At 69.6% G+C, this 22,954-nt stretch carries 19 protein-coding genes; 17 read left to right on the top strand and 2 right to left on the bottom strand.

Features of this window, described 5'->3' with window-relative positions:
• The 17 genes from CDN99_RS20830 (at position 1) to CDN99_RS20750 (ending at position 20,373) form a co-directional block, all read left to right on the top strand.
• Entirely contained in the window at positions 1-1,293 is a 1,293-nt protein-coding gene (locus CDN99_RS20830) for an MFS transporter (RefSeq protein WP_088386824.1), read from the top strand.
• Positions 1,290-2,441, top strand: a complete 1,152-nt coding sequence (locus tag CDN99_RS20825) for an acyltransferase family protein (RefSeq protein ID WP_238139629.1) — start codon at positions 1,290-1,292, stop codon at positions 2,439-2,441. The genes CDN99_RS20830 and CDN99_RS20825 overlap by 4 nt, the downstream gene beginning before the upstream one ends.
• 33 nt (positions 2,442-2,474) lie before the next feature.
• Positions 2,475-3,998: a glycoside hydrolase family 10-like protein gene (locus tag CDN99_RS20820; RefSeq protein ID WP_088386823.1), complete on the top strand. Its 1,524-nt coding sequence runs from the start codon at positions 2,475-2,477 to the stop codon at positions 3,996-3,998.
• 584 nt (positions 3,999-4,582) lie between these two features.
• The gene (locus tag CDN99_RS20815; RefSeq protein ID WP_088386822.1) at positions 4,583-8,056 is read left to right on the top strand and encodes a TonB-dependent receptor; all 3,474 of its coding nucleotides are present in this window, start codon (positions 4,583-4,585) and stop codon (positions 8,054-8,056) included.
• Between the two features lie 274 nt (positions 8,057-8,330).
• Positions 8,331-9,332, top strand: a complete 1,002-nt coding sequence (locus CDN99_RS20810) for an N-acetylglucosamine kinase (RefSeq protein WP_088386821.1) — start codon at positions 8,331-8,333, stop codon at positions 9,330-9,332.
• A complete protein-coding gene (locus tag CDN99_RS20805; RefSeq protein ID WP_088386820.1) occupies positions 9,329-10,171 on the top strand; it encodes an N-acetylmuramoyl-L-alanine amidase in 843 nt (280 codons plus the stop codon). The genes CDN99_RS20810 and CDN99_RS20805 overlap by 4 nt, the downstream gene beginning before the upstream one ends.
• 87 nt (positions 10,172-10,258) lie before the next feature.
• A complete protein-coding gene (locus CDN99_RS20800) occupies positions 10,259-11,269 on the top strand; it encodes an ABC transporter permease (protein ID WP_088386819.1) in 1,011 nt (336 codons plus the stop codon).
• 31 nt (positions 11,270-11,300) lie between these two features.
• Positions 11,301-12,215, top strand: a complete 915-nt coding sequence (locus CDN99_RS20795; RefSeq protein WP_169727055.1) for an ABC transporter permease subunit — start codon at positions 11,301-11,303, stop codon at positions 12,213-12,215.
• Complete coding sequence (locus CDN99_RS20790) at positions 12,215-13,159, top strand: ABC transporter ATP-binding protein (RefSeq protein WP_088386818.1); 945 nt, start codon at positions 12,215-12,217, stop codon at positions 13,157-13,159. Before CDN99_RS20795 ends, CDN99_RS20790 begins: the two co-directional genes overlap by 1 nt.
• Positions 13,156-14,136, top strand: a complete 981-nt coding sequence (locus CDN99_RS20785; protein ID WP_088386817.1) for a dipeptide ABC transporter ATP-binding protein — start codon at positions 13,156-13,158, stop codon at positions 14,134-14,136. Before CDN99_RS20790 ends, CDN99_RS20785 begins: the two co-directional genes overlap by 4 nt.
• A gap of 269 nt (positions 14,137-14,405) precedes the next feature.
• Positions 14,406-14,657, top strand: a complete 252-nt coding sequence (locus CDN99_RS20780; RefSeq protein WP_088386816.1) for a type II toxin-antitoxin system Phd/YefM family antitoxin — start codon at positions 14,406-14,408, stop codon at positions 14,655-14,657.
• Positions 14,644-15,015: a type II toxin-antitoxin system RelE family toxin gene (locus CDN99_RS20775; RefSeq protein ID WP_088386815.1), complete on the top strand. Its 372-nt coding sequence runs from the start codon at positions 14,644-14,646 to the stop codon at positions 15,013-15,015. The genes CDN99_RS20780 and CDN99_RS20775 overlap by 14 nt, the downstream gene beginning before the upstream one ends.
• Positions 15,016-15,099: 84 nt before the next feature.
• Positions 15,100-16,698, top strand: a complete 1,599-nt coding sequence (locus CDN99_RS20770) for an ABC transporter substrate-binding protein (protein WP_088386814.1) — start codon at positions 15,100-15,102, stop codon at positions 16,696-16,698.
• A 126-nt stretch (positions 16,699-16,824) separates the two neighbouring features.
• Complete coding sequence (locus tag CDN99_RS20765) at positions 16,825-17,724, top strand: LysR family transcriptional regulator (RefSeq protein WP_088386813.1); 900 nt, start codon at positions 16,825-16,827, stop codon at positions 17,722-17,724.
• Positions 17,725-17,766: 42 nt separating this feature from the next.
• On the top strand, positions 17,767-18,489 hold the full coding sequence (locus tag CDN99_RS20760; RefSeq protein WP_088386812.1) for a M15 family metallopeptidase: 723 nt from the start codon (positions 17,767-17,769) through the stop codon (positions 18,487-18,489).
• Between the two features lie 76 nt (positions 18,490-18,565).
• Positions 18,566-19,630, top strand: coding sequence for a S66 peptidase family protein (locus CDN99_RS20755; RefSeq protein WP_088386811.1), 1,065 nt, complete (start codon positions 18,566-18,568; stop codon positions 19,628-19,630).
• A 116-nt stretch (positions 19,631-19,746) separates the two neighbouring features.
• Entirely contained in the window at positions 19,747-20,373 is a 627-nt protein-coding gene (locus tag CDN99_RS20750; RefSeq protein WP_141100897.1) for a hypothetical protein, read from the top strand.
• Positions 20,374-20,386: 13 nt separating this feature from the next.
• Here the strand turns inward: CDN99_RS20750 and dacB are convergent, their stop codons facing one another.
• Together dacB and CDN99_RS20740 are read right to left on the bottom strand one after the other, a co-directional pair.
• Positions 20,387-21,820, bottom strand: a complete 1,434-nt coding sequence (gene dacB / locus CDN99_RS20745; RefSeq protein WP_158218910.1) for a D-alanyl-D-alanine carboxypeptidase/D-alanyl-D-alanine endopeptidase — start codon at positions 21,818-21,820, stop codon at positions 20,387-20,389.
• Positions 21,817-22,764, bottom strand: a complete 948-nt coding sequence (locus CDN99_RS20740) for an ornithine cyclodeaminase family protein (RefSeq protein WP_158218909.1) — start codon at positions 22,762-22,764, stop codon at positions 21,817-21,819. The genes dacB and CDN99_RS20740 overlap by 4 nt, the downstream gene beginning before the upstream one ends.
• Positions 22,765-22,954 lie beyond the last annotated feature (190 nt).

The raw sequence follows: 22,954 nt of genomic DNA, 5'->3' as shown, positions 1-22,954 counted from the left end.
ATGCACGCCGCTCCAGATACTCGCAGCCCGTGGGGCTGGGTCCCCTCGCTGTACTTCGCCCAGGGCATTCCGTACGTGGTCGTGATGACGCTGTCGGTCATCATGTACAAGAACCTGGAGATCTCGAACACCGACATCGCGCTCTACACCAGCTGGCTCTACCTGCCCTGGGTGATCAAGCCGCTGTGGTCCCCGCTGGTCGAGCTGATGGGCACGAAGCGGCTGTGGATCGTCGCGCTGCAGTTCGCGATCGGCGCGGCGCTGGCGATGGTCGCGCTGACGCTGCCGGCGTCGAAGTTCTTCCAGCTGTCGCTGGCGGTGCTCTGGCTGATGGCGTTCGCCTCGGCCTCGCACGACATCGCCGCCGATGGCTTCTATCTGCTGGCGCTGGAGAAGCATGAGCAGGCCGCCTTCGTCGGCGTGCGCTCCACCTTCTACCGGCTGGCCAACATCGGCGGACAGGGCGGCCTGGTCTGGCTGGCGGGCGAGCTGCACGAGCGCGGCGGCAGTTGGGCGCTGGCGTGGCAGGGCGTGATGGCGGTGCTGGCCGGTGTTTTCCTGCTGCTGGCCGCGTATCACCTGTGGCGCCTGCCGCGGCCCGACAGCGACGGTCCCGTGCCCAGCGGCGAACGCCACTGGCGCACCTTCTTCCACATCTTCGCGGCGTTCTTCCGCAAGCCCGGCCTCGCGGTGATCCTGGGCTTCCTGCTGCTGTACCGCTTCCCCGAAGCCCAGTTGCTGAAGCTGGCCACGCCGTTCCTGCTCGACAAGCTGGAGGCCGGCGGCCTGGCGCTGACCAACAAGGAAGTCGGCCTGGCCTACGGCACCATCGGCCTGACGGCGCTGACGCTGGGCGGGCTGCTGGGGGGCTGGATCATCTCGCGCGTCGGCTTGAAGAAGGCGCTGTGGCCGCTGGTGCTGGCGATGCACCTGCCCAACGTCGTGTTCCTCGCGATGGCCTGGACGCATCCGGGCAGCCTGTGGATCGTCAGCGGCGCGCTGGCGATCGAGCAGTTCGGCTACGGCCTGGGCTTCACGGCCTACCTGATGTACATGATCCTGGTCGCCGACGGCCCGCACAAGACCGCGCATTACGCGATCTGCACCGGCTTCATGGCGCTGGGCATGATGCTGCCCGGCATGTGGAGCGGCTGGCTGCAGGACCAGCTCGGCTACGTCCACTTCTTCGGCTGGGTGCTGGTGGCGACGGTGCCGTCGCTGGTCATGACCGCGCTGATCAAGGTGCCCGAGGGCTTCGGCCGCAAGGACGCCGCCACGGAGACACGCCGGTGAGCACCGCGCGCGCCGGCGACGGCCGGCTGCTGTCGCTGGACGCGTTCCGCGGCTTCGCGATCGCGGCCATGCTGCTGGTCAACAACCCGGGCGACTGGTCCGCGCTGTACGCGCCGCTGGAGCACGCCGCCTGGCACGGCTGGACCTTCACCGACTGGATCTTCCCGTTCTTCGTCTTCATCAGCGGGATCTCGATGAGCTTCAGCCTGGCCCGCCGCGGCCGGGCGTCGGACCGCGGCGCCGTGCTGCTGCGCACCTGGCGGCGCGGCGCGACCATCATCGCGATCGGGCTGCTGCTCAACCTGTTCCCCTATTTCCACGTCGACACCGTCCGCATCCCCGGCGTGCTGCAGCGGCTCGGGCTGATCACGATCCTGGCCGCGCCGATCGCGCTGTGGTGTGGCTGGCGGGCCCAGTTGGCCTGGTTCGCCGGCCTGTTGATCGTCTACGGCCTGGTGCAGACGCTGGTGGCCGTGCCCGACGCGCAAGGCATCTGGCATCGCGGCTCGTTGCAGCCGGGCGAGGACGTCGGCGCCTGGCTGGACCGGGCGCTGCTCGGCGGCCACCTGTGGGTGCGCAGCAAGACCTGGGACCCGGAGGGCCTGCTCGGCACGCTGCCGGCCGTGGCCAGCCAGATCGCGGGGCTGCTGGCCGGCCGCTGGCTGGCGCTGCGTGGCCGCGATCCGGCGGAGAAGGCGACATGGTTCATGGTCGCCGGGCTGCTCTGCCTGTGGATCGCGCAGGTGCTCGACGCCTGGACCCTGCCGATCAACAAGAATCTCTGGACGCCCGCCTACGTTTTCCTCTGCACCGGCTGGGGAGCACTCGTGTTCGGCGTGTTCTACTGGCTGCTCGATGCCGCGCCGCTGCCGCGGATGCGCGACGCGATGGGGCGTCGCCTGCGGCCGCTGGTGGTGTTCGGCATGAACGCGCTGTTCCTGTTCGCGCTGTCGGGCCTGGTGGCCCGGCTGCTCGGGCTGATCCACATGGCCGAGGGCGTGACGCTCAAGGCCTGGCTGTACGCGCCGCTGCGCGCGCTGCCGGTGGACCCGCGCCTCGCGTCGCTGCTGTTCGCCGCCGGCTTCGTGGCGGTGTTCTACGGCATCGCGTGGGCCATGTGGCGGCGCGGCTGGATCGTGAAAGTGTGAGCGGGGCCCGCGGCGCCCGCCAGTGAGCCTTCGATGCAACGACGACTGCTGATGACCGCGGCCCTGGCCGCGCCCGTGCTGGGATTGCCCGGCTGCTCGATGTGGCGCAAGCCCGAGGAAGTCCCGGCGCTGCCCGCCGCCGCCGGTCCGGACCAGCCGCCACCGGCGCCGCGCGAGTTCCGCGCCGCCTGGGTCGCCACCGTCGCCAACATCGATTGGCCGAGCCGCAAGGGCTTGAGCGACGACGCCCAGATCGCCGAGATCCGCGCGATCCTGGACAACGCCCGCGCGCTGCGGCTGAACGCCATCGTGCTTCAAGTGCGCACCAGCGCGGACGCGCTGTACCGCTCCGAGCTGGAGCCCTGGAGCGAGTACCTGTCCGGCGTCCAGGGCCAGGGGCCGGGCTACGACCCGCTGGCCGTGTGGATCGCCGAGGCGCACGCGCGCGGCATCGAGCTGCACGCCTGGCTGAACCCGTACCGGGCGCGGCAGAGCGGCGCCCGGTCGGCGCCGTCGGCGCTGCACCTGAGCCGCACGCGTCCGGACTGGGTCAAGCGTTATGGCGACCAGCTCTGGATCGATCCGGGCGAACCGGGCGCCGCCGAGCACACGCTCGCCGTCTGCCGCGACCTGCTGACCCGCTACGAGGTCGACGGCCTGCACATCGACGATTACTTCTACCCGTATCCGGTCCAGGACGCGGCCAAGCAGGACATCGACTTCCCCGACGATCCGAGCTGGCAGCGTTACCTGCGCCAAGGCGGCACGCTGGCGCGGGCCGACTGGCGGCGGGACAACGTCGATCAACTGGTACGGCGCCTGTACGACGTGGTCCGCGAACTGCGGCCCGCCGCGCGCGTCGGCATCAGCCCGTTCGGGCTGCCGCGTCCGGATCTGCGACCGGCGGGCATCACGGGCTTCTCGCAGTACGACAAGCTGTACGCGCACGTGGAGCACTGGCTGGCGATGGGCTGGCTGGACTACCTGGCGCCGCAGCTCTACTGGCAGCGCGCGCCGCAGGCGCAGGCGTTCGAGCCGCTGCTGCGGGCCTGGCAGTCGCTCAATCCGCAGGGGCGCCATGTCTGGCCCGGGCTGTTCACCAGCAAGGCTGCGAACGAGGCGGACGGCTGGCCGGTCGACGAGATCCCAGCCCAGATCGACCTGATGCGGACGCCGTCCGCCACCGGCGGACATCTGCACTTCAGCATGATCGCCCTGCTGAAGAATCGCCGGGGCATCGCGAGTACCTTGCGAGCCGGCGCTTACATCCAGCCGTCATTGCCGCCCGAGACGCCCTGGCTCAGCGGCCCTGCCTGCGGGCCGGTGCGGTTGGAGCGGGAGCCGGACGGCGGCCTGCTGCTGACCACGCAGCTCGGCGCACCCGCCCGGTGCTTCGCGCTATGGAAGCGCGCGGCGCACCAGCCCGGGTCGCCGTGGGTGTTCGATGTGGTGCCGCCCGACGGGCGCCTCGGCCGACTCGAGCCGGGATGGCTCCTCAGCGCCAGCGCGGTCAACGGGCTGAATCAGGAAGGACCGCGCGGCGCCTTCGTCGTCTGAGCCTGCCTCGATGACGGCCCGGGGATGGGTCCGCGGGCGCGGGCGGCGCTTCGCGGCGGTCGGTTTCTGTCGATTCCACGCAACGCCGACGGTCGCTCGGTGCGTTCAACGATCCCCCTGGAAAACCCCAATTCGACGCCCGGCCAGCACCGTGGCGTCGGCCGGGAAGTGGGCGCTTTTCGCCATGTTTCCGCCGCGTGTTGCTTTCGCGCAGCACGTGAAAACGCTGGTGAACAGTTGTCACAGCTCCTCAACATTGGCTGGACAGACTGCGCCGCTGACGCGTTGGCACCCCTGCCGCCACGGCCCCGAAAAACGGCCCGAACGGCGCATTGACGGGGCGTGCAAAACAAAGTCACCCCGGTATTGCCACATTGATACAGCAGGTTTCGGCTGGTAGGCTTTTTGCTTCATAAGACGGACAAGGCGCGCCCAGGAGCCGCCTGCCGTAGCGGAGAAAAGGGCGGCCATCTGCCATCAAGACGCAATCGATGGGAATGAATCGGTAACGGAAAACGTTTGCGGATCATTTCAGCAGGGCCCCGGGAAGAGTTTTCGGTCTGACGTCGCACAGGAGCACAGGAATGAATCAGAAGGATTGGTTGGGTTTTTCACGGACGGCGCTAGCTGTCGCGGTCGCCATCGTGGCCGCCGCGCCGGTCATGGCACAGAACACCACGTCCGCCGTCGGCGGCCGCGTGGTCGGCGCTGACGGCAAGCCCGTCGCGGGCGCCACGGTGGTGATCGTGCACAAGGAGTCCGGCTCCTCGAACACGCAGACCACCGACAACGAAGGTCGCTACAACGCGCGCGGTCTGCGCGTCGGCGGTCCTTACAGCGTGACCGTGACCAAGGGCAGCGACCGCGAGGTCAGCGACGGCGTCTACCTGGTGCTGGCGGAAACGCTGAACCTGGACGTCCAGTTGGGCCGTGCTTCGACGCAGCTCGACACGGTGGTCACCACCGGCAGCTCCACCGCCGCCAAGTTCAACAACTCGACGATGGGTGCCGGCACGCAGATCACGCGCGCCGATCTGGACGCCTACGCGTCGATCGCCCGCAACCTGCAGGACTACGCCCGCAACGACCCGCGTCTGGCCCAGACCGACAAGGAACGCGGCGAGATCTCCGCCGGCGGCCAGAACTCGCGCTACAACTCGATCACCATCGACGGCGTCGCGATCAACGACAGCTTCGGCCTGGAAGCCAACAACCTGCCGACCGCCAAGCAGCCGATCTCGATCGACGCGATCCAGTCGGTGCAGGTCAACCTGTCCAACTACGACGTGACCCAGAAGGGTTACACCGGCGCCAACATCAACGCCGTCACCAAGTCGGGCACCAACGAGTTCAAGGGCAGCGTCTATTACGTCTACCGCGATGACTCGATGATGGGTCAACGCTACGACCGCGGCACCGATCGCTACACCGACTTCCTGAAGTTCAAGGAAGACACCAAGGGCTTCACCCTGGGCGGCCCGATCGTCAAGGACAAGCTGTTCTTCTTCGTCAACTACGAAGAGCTCAAGAGCAACCGCGCCCAGCCCGAGTACGGCCCCATCGGCAGCTCGCTGACCAACAACGCGATCTCCCAGGCCCAGCTCGACGCGATCACCAAGACCGCCAAGGACACCTACGGCATCGACACGGGCAGCGTGATCGGCCAGTCGCAGCTGACGGTCAAGGACTACCTGGCCAAGCTGGACTGGAACATCAACCAGAACCACCGCGCCAGCCTGCGCCTGGCCCGCACCGAGCAGTCGGACACCAACAACGGCTCGTTCGGCGGCTACAGCGCCACCGGCCTGCAGATGACGTCGCAGTGGTGGCAGCAGAAGAAGAAGATCGACACCGTCGTGGGCCAATGGTTCGCCGACTGGACGCCGGACTTCTCCACCGAGCTGAAGATCTCGAACCGCGACTACAACAGCGTTCCGCAGAACAACAGCAACCTGCCGGCGATCGGCATCCGCTTCAACGGCGCCCTGCCTGACGGCGCGCCGGCGGGCTCCAGCACCGGCAACCGCTTCGTCAACTTCGGTACCGAGCAGAGCCGCCAGTTCAACGTGCTCGACACCAAGACCCTGGACGCCTACTTCGGCGGCACCTGGATCAAGGACGACCACGAGATCAAGTTCGGCGCCGACCTGCAGCGCAACAAGATCTACAACGCGTTCTTCCAGAACGTGAACGGCAACTACACCTTCGGTTGCGAGAACACCGTCGCCGCCACCGGCAACACGCCGGCGCAGTGGGCCTACAGCTTCGGCAGCATCAACTGCAGCACCGCCACCGCGGCGCAGGTGCAGGCCGCCGTGCTGGAGAACTTCGTGCGCGGCCGTCCGTCGACCTATCAAGTGCAGCAGCCGCTCGCCGGCGGCTCGCTGAACGACGGCATCGCCAACTGGACGCTGACCCAGGCCGGCCTGTTCGTGCAGGACACCTGGAACATCTCCAAGGACCTGAACATCACCGCCGGCTTCCGCGTCGACCAGCTGTCCACCGGCGACAAGCCGGTGTACAACGCCGCCGCGGCTGCCGCGCCGGTGGCCGGCCGCGTCGTCCCCGGCGGCACGGGCGCCAACAGCGTGGTGCGCAGCACCGGCGGCTTCGGTCTGGACAACTCGCAGACCGTCGACGGCGAGAACCTGTTCCAGCCGCGCTTCGGCTTCAACTACGCGCTGGATTCGCGCCAGGGCCACAAGAAGCAGATCCGCGGCGGCGCGGGCCTGTTCCAGGGCGCGGCGGCCACCGTCTGGCTGACCAACCCGTACTCCAACACCGGCATGGCCACCCGCATCATCGGTTGCGGCGCCGCGGGCCTGAACTCCTGCAGCGGCACCGCGTCGGGCGTCTTCAACGCCGACCCGACCAAGCAGCCGGTGCTGCCGGGCACGACGCCGGCCGCCAACGTGGACTACATCCAGAAGGGCCTGGGTCAACCGTCGGTCTGGAAGATGAACCTGGCCTATGACGCCGAGCTGCCGTTCTTCGGCATGAACTTCGGTGTCGAGTGGATCTACACGAAGGTCAACACCGGCGTGTACTACCAGCATCTGAACCTGGGTGATCCGACCGCGACGGGCCCGGACGGCCGCTCGCTGTACTACACGCCGCAGAGCTACTCCACCGGTTGCTGGACCTCCACCAACGGCAGCCTGAGCACCGCTGGCGCCTGCGCCGGCGGCCGCTCACGCGCCCTGTCGAACGCGTCCTACAACAACGTGCTGCTGGCCTCGAAGACGAAGAAGGGCGACGGCAATGCCATTACCCTGTCGTTCACCCGCCCGGCCCGCGACGGCTTCGGCTTCGGCGCCGCCTACACGTACACGGAAGCGTCGGAAGTGAGCCCGCTGACCTCGTCGGTCTCGAACTCCAACTTCAACTCGCGTGCCGTCTTCAACCCGAACGAGAACGTGGCCGCCAACTCGGCGTACATGATCCGCGACCGGTTCACGGCCAACGTGACGTGGCAGAAGGCGTTCATCAGCAGCTTCAAGACCAGCGTCGGTCTGTTCTGGGAAGGCCGTCGCGGCAAGCCCTACAGCTGGACCTACCTGAACGACATGAACGGCGACGGCGTGTCGGGCAACGACCTGCTGTACATCCCGAAGGCACGTGGTTCGAACGAGGTCGCCTTCGTGACCCCGGCCGACGAAGCCGCCTTCTGGGCCGTCGTCGACAACGACAAGACGCTGTCGAAGTACAAGGGCGCCGTGGTGCCGCGCAACAGCAGCTTCTCGCAATTCGTGAACAGCTTCGACCTGCGCATCAGCCAGGAAGTGCCCGGCTTCTTCCCGCAGCACAAGGGTAAGGTCACGTTCGACATCCTGAACATCGGCAACCTGCTCAACAAGAAGTGGGGTCGCATCGACGAGGTCACGTTCCAGTCCGCCGGTGGCAACCGTCGCAGCTTCGTGAACTTCGCCGGCATCGACGCGCAAGGCCGTTATGTCTACCGCACCAACACGAACGCCATCAACGACAACCTGAACATCCGTCAGGTCAAGGGCGAATCGCAGTGGGCGCTGCAAGTCACGGCCGCCTACGAGTTCTGATCGCCTAGCCGCGGATCGGCCGCGAGGCCGGTTCGCGAGCGACGCATCACACCCTCGACACGGGCTCCTTCGGGAGCCCGTTTTTCATGGTCGCGCCGGATCGCCCGCCATCGCGAGCCGTGCAGGCACTGCGTCGCCCCCAGCGCCACGCCGCGTTGCCGTCCCCGACTTCCAACCGTGGGCCCGGCCATGAGCCAGACTCATACCCGTCCCGCGCATTGACAATGGCGGGCACGCAGTGCCCCCCTTAAGCTCCGCGCGCCGATACCCCGCCATGAGCCTCACGCCCACCGCCCCCGCCCCGACCGTGCCCGCCAGGCCGGAGGCCGCGCCGCGCGCCGGCGCGCAGACGCTGGGACTGGGGCTGGATGCCGGCGGCACGCAGACACGCTGGGCCCTGGCCGACCCAGCCGGCCAGACCGTCGCCCGCGGCGAGGTCGGCGGCTTCAGCGCGCTGCTGCTGGACAGCAGCGCCGGCCGCGTGGTGCTGGCGCAGACGCTGCAGTCGCTCGCCGCCGCCGTGCTGGCGCATGCGGCGCCGGGCGCGCTGCGCGGCCTGCAGGCCGGCGTCACCGGCCTGGGCGAACCCGACGGCCCCGCCGGCCGCCAGCTGCGCGCGCTGCTGGCGCAGCAGCTCGGCCTGGCGCCTGCCCAGATCCATTGCGACAGCGACATCGCGCAGGCCTGGCATGCGCTGTTCCAACCCGGCGAGGGCTACCTGGTCTACGCCGGCACCGGCGCGATCGCGGCGTTCGTCGACACGGCCGGCACGCTGCACCGCGCCGGCGGACGCGGACCGCTGCTGGGCGACGAGGGCGGCGGCCAGTGGATCGCGCGCGAGGCGCTGGCGCTGGTCTGGCGCCGCGAGGACGAGCAGCCCGGCGCCTGGACCGATTCGACGCTGGCGCGCCACCTCTTCGACGAGCTCGGCGACGCCGACTGGCCCACCACCCGCGCCTTCATGTACGGCGGCGACAACGCCACGCGCCGCGGCGCGATCGGCCGCCTGGCGCTGGCCGTGGCCCGTGCCGCGCACGAGGACGACGGCGACGCGCTCGCCCTGCTGCACCGCGCCGGGCGGGAGCTGGCGCGCCTGCCGCTCGCGCTGGTGCGCCGGCTCGGCCCACGTCCCGTCGCCGCGGCCGGTCGTGTGCTGCAATTGCACCCGGCGATCGAATCGGGCCTGCGCGCCACGCTGCCGCAAGACCTGTCCCTCACCGTTCAACAACCCGACACCGCACTGGCCGCCGCGAGGCGCGCCGTCCACGCCCCATGAAGACCAAGCTTCTCGCCCTCGCCTCCGCCGTGCTGCTCGCCGCCTGCGGCACGCCGCTGCGCCAGATCGACCGCACGCATGTCTCCGAGAACCAGGACAGCCGCGTGCAGTTCCTGGTCATCCATTACACGGTGCTGGACTTCGACAAGTCGATGAAGGTGCTGACCACCGGCGGCAAGGTCTCGGCGCATTACCTGGTGCGCGAGAACCCCGTCCAGACCTACCAGCTGGTGGACGAGAACCGCCGCTCCTGGCACGGCGGCGTCAGCTACTGGGCGGGCGCGACCAACCTGAACTCGGCCTCGATCGGCATCGAGATCGTCAACCCCGGCTTCACCGACACGCCGATGGGCCGCGTCTACGCGCCCTATCCGCAGCGCCAGATCGACGAGGTCATCCAGCTGACCAAGGAGATCGTCGCGCGCCACAACATCCGCTCCGACCGCATCCTCGGCCATGCCGACATCGCGCCGGGCCGCAAGCAGGACCCGGGTCCGGCGTTCCCGTGGAAGCAGCTCGCCGACGCCGGCCTGATCCCGTGGCCGGACGCCGCGCAGGTGCAGATCAAGCAGGCGATCTACCAGGCCGGCGCAGTGCCCGACGTCAACTGGTTCCAGCAGCGCCTGGCCCAGGTCGGCTACCAGACCCCGCGCACCGGCGTGCTGGACGTCGCCACCCGCGAGGTCATCAGCACCTTCCAGATGCGCTATCGCCCGACCAACATCGCCGGCGACATGGACGCCGAGACCGCCGCGCTGCTGGAGATCGTCACCACGCCCGGCGGCATGCTCATGAAGAAGCCGCTGCCGGGCGACAGCCAGCCGCGCTCGGCCTATTGACGGGTCCGCGCGGCATCGTCCGCGCCTTCCATCCTTGCCGACGCCTTTCCCTCCGCCCTTGTCCCGACGCCCCGCCGCCGCCCCGCCTTGCTGAACTTCCTCCTCCGCCGCCTGGCCACGCTGCTGCCGACGCTGATCGGCGTGACGCTGGTCGCCTTCGGCCTGATCCGGCTGGTGCCGGGTGATCCGATCGCGATCATGATGGGCGAGCGCGCCCTGGACGACGCCACCCACGCGCGGCTGATGCACGAGCTCGGCCTGGACCAGCCGCTGTGGCGGCAGTACGCGGACTACGTCGGCGGCCTGCTGCGCGGCGACCTCGGCCAGTCGCTGGTCTCTCACGAGCCGGTCTCGCGTGAGTTCCTGGCGCTGTTCCCCGCCACCGCCGAGCTGGCGCTGTGCGCGCTGCTGCTGGCGATCGTGCTGGGCATGGCGCTGGGCACCGGCGCGGCGCTGCGGCGCGGCTCGCTGCTGGACCAGGGCGTGATGGGCGTGGCGACGGTCGGGTACTCGATGCCGGTGTTCTGGTGGGGCCTGATCCTGATCATGTTCTTCTCGGTCGGGCTGGGCTGGACGCCGGTGGCGGGCCGCATCGCGGTCGAGTACGACGTGCAGCGCGTCACCGGCTTCATGCTGATCGACGCGGCGCTGCACGACGAGCCCGGCGCCTGGTGGTCCGCGCTGCGCCATCTGCTGCTGCCGGCGCTGGTGCTGGGCACCAGCACGACGGCGGTGATCGCGCGCATGACGCGCTCCAGCCTGCTGGAAGTCCTGCGCGAGGACTACATGCGCAGCGCCCGCGCGCGCGGGCTGTCGCCGGCGCGCATCGTGCTCGTGCACGGGCTGCGCAACGCGCTGATCCCCGTCATCACGGTGATCGGCCTGAAGGTCGGCAGCCTGCTGGCCGGCGCGGTGCTGACGGAGACCATCTTCAGCTGGCCCGGCATCGGCAAATGGCTGATCGACGCGATCGCGCGGCGCGACTACCCGGTCGTGCAGGCCGGCATCCTGATCTCCGCCTGCACCTTCATCGCGGTCAACCTGCTCGTGGACCTGCTCTACGGCGTGGTCAACCCGCGCATCCGCAAGCAGGGCTGACCCGGCCGCACCGGCTGAAAGAACCGACGACATGAGCGCCCTGCCCGCCTCCGCCACGCCTCCCATGCCCGCCGCGCCGCCACCCGGTCCCTGGGCGGAGTTCTGGCGCGGCTTCTCCGCCAATCGCGGCGCGCTGGTCGCGTTGATCGTCTTCGTGCTGCTGGCGCTGTCGGCCGTGCTGGCGCCGTGGATCGCGCCGCACGATCCGATCCATCAATACCGCCAGGACATGCTGACCCCGCCGATCTGGATGGACGGCGGCCAGGCGCGCTTCCTGCTCGGCACCGACGAGCTCGGCCGCGACCTGCTGTCGCGCCTGCTGCACGGCGCGCGCGTGTCGCTGGGCATCGGCCTGGCGTCGGTGCTGCTGTCGCTGATCCCCGGCGTGCTGCTGGGGCTGCTGGCCGCCTTCCACCAGCGCCTGCTGGCGCCGGTGGTGATGCGGGTGATGGACGTGATGCTGGCGCTGCCCGGCTTGCTGCTGGCGATCTGCGTCATCACGGTGCTGGGCCCTGGCCTGATGAACACCGTCATCGCCATCGCCATCGGCAGCCTGCCGGAGTACGTCCGGCTGACCCGCGCCGCCGCGCTGGCGGAGCTGGGCAAGGACTACGTCACGGCCAGCCGCGTCGCCGGCGCGTCGACGTGGCGGCTGATGTTCTCGGCGGTGCTGCCCAATTGCCTGGCGCCGCTGATCGTCAACGCGTCGCTGAGCTTCTCGGCCGCGATCCTGGAGGCCGCCGGCCTGGGCTTCCTCGGCCTGGGCGTGCAGGCGCCGATGGCGGAGTGGGGCACGATGCTCTCGTCGGCGCGCGACTACATCGTGCGCGCGCCCTGGGTGGTGACGCTGCCGGGCCTGGCGATCCTGCTGTCGGTGCTGAGCGTCAACCTGATGGGCGACGGCCTGCGCGACGCGCTCGATCCGCGCCTGAAGAGGGTCTCGTGATGCTGGAGATCCAGGACTTGCGCGTGCGCTTCGGCGCGTTCACGGCGGTCGACGGCGTCGACCTGCGCGTCGCGCCCGGCGAGGTGCTGGGCATCGTCGGCGAGTCGGGCTCCGGCAAGTCGGTCAGCATGATGGCGCTGATGGGCCTGATCGACCCGCCCGGGCAGGTCACCGCATCCGCGCTGCGCTTCCAGGGCCAGGACCTGTTGACGATGCCCGCGGCGTCGCGCCGGCGCCTGATCGGGCGGGACATCGCGATGGTGTTCCAGGACGCGCTGGCCAGCCTCAATCCCAGCTACACCGTCGGCCACCAGATCGAGGAAGTGCTGCGCGCCCACCTCGGCCTGCGCGGCGACGCGGCGCGCCGACGCGCGCTCGAACTGCTGGAGCAGGTCGAGATCCCCGACCCGGCGAGCCGCCTGAAGGCGTATCCGCACGAGCTCTCCGGCGGCATGAACCAGCGCGTGATGATCGCGCTGGCGATCGCGTGCGGCCCCAGGCTGCTGATCGCCGACGAGCCGACGACGGCGCTGGACGTCACGATCCAGGCCCAGATCATGGACCTGCTGCTGCGCCTGCAGCGCGAGCAGGGCATGGCGCTGGTGATGATCACGCACGACCTGGCGGTGGTGGCGGAGATGGCGCAGCGCGTCGCCGTCATGTACGCCGGCCAGGTGGTGGAGACAGGCCCGCTGCCCGAGGTCTTCGCCGCGCCGCGGCATCCGTACACCGCCGCGCTGATGGCCGCGATCCCCGAGCACAACCGCGGCGCGCGCCGGCTGCAGGCACTGCCCGGCATCGTGCCCGGCGCGCTGGACCGGCCGGCGGGCTGCCTGTTCTCGCCGCGCTGCCCACGCGCGCAGCCGCGTTGCCAGGCCGAGCGGCCGGCGGTCGTGGACGGCATGCGCTGCTTCTACCCGCTGACCGAGGAGACGGCCGCATGAGCGCCGCGCAGGACACCCGACCGGCCGACGCGCCGCTGCTGCAGGCGCGCGATCTGGCGCGTCACTACAGCGTCAGCCGCGGCTGGTTCGCGCCCAAGGCCACGGTGCGCGCGCTCGACGGTGTCAGCTTCGAGCTGCGGGCGGGCCGGACGCTGGCGGTGGTGGGCGAGTCCGGCTGCGGCAAGTCCACGCTCGCGCGCGCGCTGACGCTGATCGAGCCCCCCACGTCCGGCCACCTGTTGATCAAGGGCCGCGACGGCGCCGACATGCGGGCGCGCAAGGACCTGCGACGCGACGTGCAGATGGTCTTCCAGAACCCGTACGCCGCGCTGAACCCGCGCAAGACCATCGCCGCGACGCTGGCGGAGCCGCTGGTGATCAACACGACGCTGTCCCGTGCCGAGCGCCAGGCGCGCGTCGAGGCGCTGGCCGCGAAGGTCGGCCTGCGCCAGGAGCACCTGCAGCGCTACCCGCACATGTTCTCCGGCGGCCAGCGCCAGCGCATCGCGATCGCGCGGGCGATGGTGCTGCAGCCGGGCATCGTCGTCGCCGATGAGCCGACCTCGGCGCTGGACCTGTCGATCCAGGCGCAGATCCTGAACCTGTTCATGGACCTGCAGGAGGAGTTCGGCACCGGCTACGTGTTCATCTCCCACAACCTGGCTGTGGTGGAGCACGTGGCGGACGAAGTGATGGTGATGTACCTGGGCCGCGTGGTCGAGCAGGGCGACAAGCGCCGTGTCTTCGCGCAGCCACTGCATCCGTATACCCAGGCGCTGATCAGCGCCACGCCGGCCCTGCGTCCGGCCGATCGCCGCGAACGCATCCGCATCCACGGCGAATTGCCCAGCCCGCTCAAGCCGCCCGGCGGTTGCGCGTTCCATCAGCGTTGTCCGATGGCGATCGCGCGATGCGCGGAGGTGCGGCCGGCGCTGCGGGAGATGGAGGGGCGGATGGTGGCGTGTGACGTGATCTGATCGCAGCGCTCAACAGGCCGGGCCTGTCGAGACAAACCTCCCATGCTCGCCTGAAAGGCGACAGCCCGCACTGACTTCCCCCTTCATCATTTCGACTGGTCGAAGCCATTGCGAGTGATGCGCGGTCGACGTGAAATTGCTGCCCTTCTTTGTTGGGAGCCTTCTCCATGTCACACCGCCTGCCCGAGTCCCTCGCGCCTGCGAAGGGCCGCTTCTTCCCTTCGCCTTCGGGCGCGCCAACAATGGTCGACTCGCCTCAAGGAGCCGATATGGAAGCCAAAGACCACGAACTGACCGTCAGCCTCTCGGAGTTCAAGAGACAGACGAACGCTGTCCTGGAAGCGGCGAATCATCGGCCGATCGCAGTGCTCCGCGGCGGCAAGCCTGCCTTCTACGTGATGGACCCGCTCCTGTTCGAAGCGATCATGGACGACCTCGCAGATCAGGACGTCTACAAGAAGACCATCGAGCGCCTCGCCGAGAAATCCACGCTGATCGAGGTCGATCTTGACGACCTCTGAATCAACACCCTCTCAGCGTGGCCCCTACGGCCTGCTCTTCCTGCCCCAGGCCTGGGACGAATGGCGAGCACTCGATGGCTCGATACGCAAGGCGCTCAAATCCTTGCTGATCAAGCGTCTTGTGCACCCTCATGCGCCTGGATCAGCGTTGAAGGACGAACTGGCGGGCCTCTACAAGATCAAGCTGCTGCGCCACGGCATTCGACTCACCTACCGCGTCGACGACGGCGTGCTTGTCGTCATCGTGTTCTGCGTCGGAAAGCGTGAAGGCGCATTGGCCTACCGGATCACCCTGGTTCGACTCAAGCAGGCCAAGGCCGCAGGCAACGGGTTGGCGTTGAAGTCCGCTTCCGCATAACCCGGTGTTATGGTCCAACCCGCCCATTTCAGTTGTGACCGGCGTTCCTGCGTTTCGACAATGCGTCGGCACTCCCCCTCCCCGATGCGCCCTGTTCTCCCTGTCCTGCTGGCCACCCTGCTTGCCGTCGCGAATCCCGCCGCCTGCGCGGCCGGCGCCGTCGCGCCCAAGCCGCTGATCTATTGCACGGACGCCAGCCCGGAGGGCTTCGATCCGGGGTTATGGGATTCGGCCTCGACCAACAACGTCAACAACCAGATGTTCCAGGGGCTGGTGCGCTTCGAGCGCGGCGGCACCGCGATCCAGCCGGCGCTGGCGACCTCCTGGACCATCAGCCCCGACGCCCGCGAGTTCACCTTCACGCTGCGCGAGAACGTCCGCTTCCACACCCGCCCCTGGTTCACGCCGACGCGCCCGCTCAACGCCGACGACGTGCTGTTCACCTTCGGCCGCTTCCTCGACCGGAACACGCCGTTCAACAAGGCCTTCCCGGCCAACTTCGTCTATCCGCAGAACCTGGGCCTGGCCCAGGCGATCACGAAGATGGAGAAGCTCGACGACCGCACCGTCCGCTTCACGCTGGCGCGGCCCAACGTCACCTTCGTCACCTGGTTCGCGATGGCCTTCGCCGGCATCCAGTCGGCGGAGTACGGCGCCCAGCTCCTGCGCGAGGGCAAGGCCCCGCAGATCAACCGGCTGCCGATCGGCACCGGGCCCTACCTCTTCCGCAGCTATGCCAAGGACGACGTCGTCCGCATGGACGCCAACCCCGACTACTGGGGCGAGCCGCAGAAGACCCGCAAGCTGATCTTCACCATCAGCCGCGAAGCCCCGGTGCGCGTGCAGAAGCTGCTGGCCGGCGAGTGCCAGATCACCTCCCCGCTGCGCGACATCGACGTCGCCGCGCTGGACCGCCATCCCGAACGCATCCGGCTCGAGAAGATCCAGGCGCTCAACATCTCCTACCTGTCGTTCAACCTGCGCAAGCCGCCGACCGACAACCACCTGGTGCGCGAGGCGCTGGACATCGCCATCGACCGCGACGCGATCTTCCGCGCGCTGTTCCCGCGCGGCGACGCGATGCAGGCCGTGAACCCGTTCCCGCCAGCCATCCCGGGCTACAACCGCACGCTCAAGAACGAATACAACCCGGACCGCGCCCGGGAGTTGCTGAAGCAGGCCGGCTTCCCCAACGGCCTGGACCTGGACCTCTGGGCGCTGCCGGTCACGCGGCCGACCAATCCGAACGGCCAGTTGATGGCTCAGCTGATCCAGCAGGACTGGGCCCGCATCGGCGTGCGCGCGCAGATCCGCACCTACGAATGGGGCGAGTACCTCAAGCGTGCCAACGCCGGCGAGCACTCCGTCTACATGAGCGGCTGGGCCGGCGAGAGCGGCGACGCCGACGACTTCCTCACCCCCAACCTCAGCTGCGCGACCAACAAGACCGGCGTCAAGTTCTGCAACCAGGAGTTCGAGCACCTCATCGACGCCGCCCGCGCCACGCCCGACCCGGCCCGGCGCATCGCGCTCTATGAAAAGGCCCAGGAGATCTTCAAGCGGGAGCGTCCCTGGATCACGATGGCACACTCGACGGTCTACATCCCGACCAGCAAGGACCTGCACGGGTTCAAGATGCAACCGAACGGCGGGGTGGTCTTCGAGAACGTCTATCGTGAATAAGCCTGTCCACGCCGCGAGCGCGCCGGTCCGAGCGCCCGACCACCTCCCGCCGCGCCGAATCCTGCCGAGGATTCCGCCGAGGGCCCCGTCCGCAGTCCAGCCGTCGCTGTCGACCGGGGGCGCGACATGAGACTTCGGCACATCGAAGTCTTCCACGCCATCATGCAGGCCGGCACGATCAGCGGCGCGGCGCAGTTGCTGCACATCTCGCAGCCGGCCGTGACGAAGGTGTTGCAGCACTGCGAGCTCCAGCTCGGCATGCCGCTGTTCGACCGCGTTCGCGGCAAGCTCTATCCGACGCCGGAGGCGCAGCGGCTGTTCATCGAGATCGACAAGCTCAACCGCGACCTGGTCGCGATCCGCCGGCTGGCGGCCAACCTGCGCAGCGGCGAGTCCGAATCCCTGCGCCTGATGGCCACGCCCACGCTCGGCGCGGCGGTGATTCCCGCCGCGATGACGCACTGGGCGCAGGCCTTCCCGCGCAGCCATTGCCAGCTCAGCACCAACCACACCCGCGAGATCGTCTCGGCGCTGCTGCTCGGCGAGGCCGACCTCGCGCTCAGCCTGCACGACCCGCGCCATCCCGGCATCAAGGCCGAGGTGCTGGCCACCGGCACGCTGATGGCGCTGTGCCCGCTGCACAGCGCCGAGGCGCAAGGCACCGGCCCGCTGCCGCTGCAGGAGATCCAGTCCGAGCTGATCGCGATGGCCGAGGACGACCCCATCGGCCACATGCTGCACAACGCCAGCGAGGCCGAGGGCCGCCACCTGGACAGCCGCATCACCGTGCAGACCTACCAGCTCGCCCGCGCGCTGGTCGAGGCCGGCGTCGGCATGACCGTCGTCGATCCCTTCACCGCCGCGTCGGCGGACCGCAGCCGCGTCAAGGTCCGCCCGCTGGAACCGGCGATGACCATCCAGCTCTACCTGCTGACCTCCGCCAGCGCGCCGCTGGCGCAGGCGGCGCGGCGGCTGGTCAACTACCTGCGGGACGCGGCCCGCTCCAACCTGGAAAGCCTCGGCTGACATCCCCGGGGCGCGCCACTCGCCGCTGAAGAAGTTCTCGAAATGACCACGCCGGACGCCGCCCTTCCCCCTTCGCCCGCCGATTCATCCGGCACGCCGACTGGTGACTCGCCCGCGCGCGCCCCTGCCGGTGCGATCGCCGACACGCTCGTCGGCGCCCTCGCGATCCCCTGCGAGGAGATCGCCGCGCACCCCGAGTTCCGCGCCCTGCTGAGCATCCCCGGCATCGCGGTGGACCTGCGTTATGCGACACCGGACAACTTCGTCGGCCGCAACGTCTACGGCGGACTGGACTGCGCTTATCTGCGCCGCGAAGCCGCCGACGCCGTGGCGCGGGCGGCCGAGTGGCTGTCGCGCCACCGGCCGGGCGTGACGCTGGTCGTGCTGGACGCGCTGCGTCCGCAACGGGTGCAGGAAGCGCTGTGGGCGGAACTCGAAGGCACGCCGCTGACCAAGTACCTGGCCCACCCGGCGCGCCGGTCCATCCATTCCTTCGGCATGGCGGTCGACGTCACGCTGCTGGCCGCCGACGGCCGCGAGCTCGACATGGGCACCGGCTTCGACGAGATGACGCCGGCCTCGCACCCGGAGTTCGAAGCCGAGCAGCTCGCGCAGGGCGGCCTGACCGCGGCCCAACTGGCGCACCGCGGCTGGCTGCGCGCGGCGATGCGCCACGCCGGCTTCCAGACGATCAGCACCGAGTGGTGGCATTTCGATTTCGGCGACCGCGACCAGGTCCGCCGCGCGCTGCCGCTGGTGCTCTGACCCGCCGTCCGCTCATGACCTGGGCGCGCTCGAACACGTCCGGACCCGGTCCGGCCGGCAACCCCTCGGAGATCCCATGACCGCATCCCGTCGCCAGATCCTGACCGGCGCGCTCGCCGGCGCGCTGCTGCCCGCCGCGCAGGCGCAGACGTCCGCCCCCGCGCGCGATGCGCGCCCGGCCGCGCCGGAGACGGTGCGCCCGCGCCGCCTGCGTCCCGGCGACACGATCGCGCTGGTCAGCCCGGCCAACGCCACCTATGAGCGCGAGCCGCTGGAGATCGCCGTCGAAACGCTGCAGGCGCTCGGCTTCAAGGTCAAGCCCGGCGCCAACGTGCGCGGCCGCTACGGCCAGTTCGGCGGCACCGACGCGCAACGCGCCGCCGACATCAACGACGCCTTCGCCGACGACGAGGTCGCCGGCATCCTGGCGCTGACCGGCGGCTCCGGCTGCAACCGCATCGTCGACAAGCTCAACTACGCGCTGATCCGCCGCAAGCCCAAGTTCTTCGGCGGCTTCTCGGACCTGACCAGCCTGGTCAACGCGATCCAGAAGCAGACCGGCCTGGTCACCTTCCACTGCCCGGTGGCGGGCTCGGAGTGGAACGAGTTCTCGCTGCAACACTTCAAGACGGTCGTCATGGACGCGCAGCCGGACCTGCTGCAGAACCCGCAGGGCGAGCGCGGCGCCCACCTGGTCCAGCGCGAGGACCGCATCAGCACGCTGCGCGCCGGCGTCGCGCGCGGGCCGCTGATCGGCGGCAACCTGGCGGTGCTGAGCTCGCTGGCCGGCTCGGCGTTCTTCCCGGACACGCGCGGCGCGATCCTGTTCCTGGAAGAGATCAACGAGTACATCTATCGCGTCGACCGCATGCTCTCGACGCTGCGCCTGTGCGGCGCGCTCGACCAACTGGCCGGCGTGGTACTGGGCAAATTCACGCAATGCGGCCCCGGCGACGGCAACTTCGGCACGCTGACGCTGGACGAGGTCTTCGACGACTACTTCCTGCCCCTGAACGTTCCCGTCTACCGCGGCGCGATGATCGGCCACATCAAGCGCAAGTTCACCGTGCCGGTGGGTTTGCCGGCCGAGATGGACGCTCGGGCGGGCACGGTGCGACTGCTGTCATCGGCCGTGCTCTGAACGCATCCGCCCTGCCGCCATCGGGCGCCCGACGCGGGCCGCCCGCATCGATCGGGTTGCGGGTGCTGCAACGGGACTGCCGACTAAGGAGCGCTTTCACTTTTGAAGGAGCTCCCATGGAACGATATACGCCTGCTTCGACGTTCTCGCCGGCATTCGCCACGGCCGCGGCCGCGGCCTTCCCGCCATCGCATGCCACGGCAGGCACTGATCCCCGGGCCGCGGCAGAGCGGGACGCGCTGGCCTGGAAAGCGAAATGGGGTGGACTCGTCTGGGTGGCAGACACGCTCAAGCAGTGCTACACCGCACCGGTGCGGGACGGGCTGCGCGGCTGGGGGCTGCACCTCCAGTCGATCGCCGACCAATGGGTCCAGCGTGCGCGTGACAACGAGCTGGACCGCTTCCCCGCGCAGATCCGGCGCTTCGAGGCCATTTGGGCAGGCAATGAGCGGCTCTTGCACCATGTCGGTCACAAGGGACCGGAGCCCATCGCCTCCGTGGCCCAGACACCGTTCATGCTGGCAGCCGCGACCTTCCTGATCAATCGCAACGAGTTCTTCAAGCGCTACGACCGGGGGGCCTACGACCACGTGGGGAAGATGGCCCCGACCGATCGCGCGCAGTTCAACGATCTCATGGATGCGCTGGAGGTTTGCGACAACGCCGCAGAGGCGGACCAGATCCTCGGCCGACTGCACACCTTTGCCCAGCGCACCAGCCCGGCGCCCCTGCGGCGCTTCTAGCGCCCGGTCGATCTCAGCGCCGCGCCACCCAATCCACCAACGCGTCGATCGCCGCGCGGGCCTTCATCGCCTGATCGTCATTGATGATCGCGACCACGATCCAGTTCCTGCCGCGCGAATCCGGCACGAAGCCGGCCAGCGCCACGACGTCGCGCAGCGTGCCGGTCTTCATGCGGGCGCGGCCTTCGGCGGCAGTGCCCTTCATGCGGCGGCTCAGCGTGCCGTCGACGCCGGCCACCGGCAGCGTGGCCAGCAGCTCGGGTCCGTGCGGACCGCGCGCCGAGGCCGCCAGCATGGCGGCCATCTGCGCCACGGTCGCGCGCTCGGTGCGCGACAAGCCCGAGCCGTTCTCCAGCGCCAGGCCCGTCGTGTCGATCTTCCGGGCGGCGAACCATTCACGCACGACGCGGTCGGCGGCCAGGCGCGTGTCCTCGCCGGGCTGCGCCGCCGACGCGCCGAGCCGCAGGAAGATCAAGCGCGCCAGCGCGTTGTCCGAGGACTTCATCACCGGCCGCAGCAACTCGGCCAGCGGCCGGTCGCGATGCATCGCGAGCACCCGGGCGCCCTCGGGCGCGACGCCCTCGCGGATCTCGCCCGACAGCGTGCCGCCCAGCGAGCCCCACAGCTGCCGCAGCGCCTGGGCCGTTTCCCATTGCCGGTCCAGCACGTTGAGCGATTGCAAGACCTGGCACCCGCGCGGGAACTCGCCCGCCAGCACCAGTCGCGCGGCGCCGTCGGGCAAGGCCTCGAAGCGCGACGGCAACCAGCCGCCGTCCCAGTCCTTGCAGGGCTTGTCGTTGAGCCGTACCTCGCTCGTGTCGATCGCCAGCGCGCCGAACTGCGGGAACGGCCGCACCGTCAGGCCGCGGTCGTCGGCGGCGAAGTCGTACTGCAGCAAGTTGCCGTTGAGATGCAGTGCGTCGGGGATGACGTTGTAGGGGAACTCGGCCTGCTCGTCGAAGCGCGGCGCGCCGATCTCGGGCCGGGCCGGATTGAACAACCCGCGGTCGACGACGATGCCGCCGGCCAGTTCGCGCACGCCGTGGCGCTCGCGCACCTCGCGCAGCATCATCCACAACGCGCCCCAGTCGAGGTCCGCGTCGCCGCCGCCCTTGAGCACCAGCGGCGCCTCCAGGCGCCCGTCGCGGATCTCGCCGACGGCGAGCAACTGCGTCTGTCCCCGGCTGTTGGGTCCGAGCCGGTCCAGCGCGACCACCGCGGTGATCGCCTTCATCGTCGAGGCGGGCGCCATCGGCCGGTCGGCATTCAGGCGCAGGCCGGTCTCGGGCGCGTCGACCGGGAAGGCCACCACCGCCAGCGACGTCGGCGGCACGCCCGCCTGCCGCAACGCGGCCTCGACCGGCTCCGGCGGTTGACCGACGGTCGCGCAGCCGCTCAGCGCGGCCAGTGCCACGAAACCCAGCGCGGCGGTCAGGCGGCGGCTCACGATGGCTGCTCCGACCCGGCCTGTGCCGCCGCTTCGTCGCAGAGCACCATCGCGGCCAGCGCGATGTCCTCCAGCCCGATGCCGACGCTCTTGTAGACGACGATGTCCTGCGCCGCCGGCGCATGGCCGGCGACCAGCAGCTCGCCGAGCTCCTTCAGCCGCTCCGGCGCGATCGTGCCGGGCGCGGCGCGGACCAGCTCGCCGGCCTCGGCCAACGCGGCCGTCTTCCATTCGACGACGACCGCCGCGGCGCGCGCCAACAGCGTGTCGTCCAGCTCGCGGGCGACCGGCTTGCTCGAGCCCACCGCGCAGACCAGCGTGCCGGGACGCACCAGGGCGCCGTCGAACAGCGGCTCGGTGGCACGCGTGCAGGTCACGATGACGTCGCTCTCGGCGGCGACACGGGCGGCGTCGACGGCCTCGACGGGCAGGCCGAATTCAGCCGACCAGCGTGCGGCGGTGCCCGGCGCGTCGGAGCGGGCGTGCAGCATCACGCGCTCGAAACGGCGTACGCCAAGCAGCGCCTCCACATGGGCCTGCGCCTGCACGCCGTTGCCGAAGACGCCGAGCACGCGCGCCTGCGCGCGGGCCAGCGTATCCACCGCCAGCGCGGTGGTGGCGGCAGTGCGGACCCGGGTGAGCTCGTTGGCCGACATCGTGGCCAGCGGCAGCCCGGTGGTGGTGTCGAAGAGGTTGACGACGAACTGGAACTTGCCGTTCAGCGTCGCGTAGACCTTGGTGCCGAGCATGTCCGGCAGCACCGCGCCCATCGCGCTGACCATGGGCGCGCCGCTGGCCTGCGCCAGGGCGGCGCGACTGCGGGGCAGGACCGTCGCGCGGCCTTGGGCGAAGTGTTCGAAGGCCTCGCGCAACGCCGCGAGTTGGGCCGGCCGACGGGCCGGGGTCAGGTGCCGTGCCACCTGCGTTTCGGTGATCGATCGCATGGGGCGACTGTATAGTCCCGACCCCTTTGCATTCCCGCAGGTTATACGCGCGAGACAAGCATTCATCGTGCCCGACGCAACAAATGGGTGAGGGCCCTATGACGGCGAAATCGACTCGTGCTTGATCATCGGCGCAGCTCGCATCGGGGGCGGTCTCGGGACCGCGCCGCAGTCGTTGGAGGCGTTCCAG

The sequence above is a fragment of the Roseateles aquatilis genome (assembly GCF_002205645.1).
Taxonomy (GTDB): domain Bacteria; phylum Pseudomonadota; class Gammaproteobacteria; order Burkholderiales; family Burkholderiaceae_C; genus Roseateles; species Roseateles aquatilis.
This window is presented reverse-complemented; position numbering and strand designations above follow the sequence as displayed.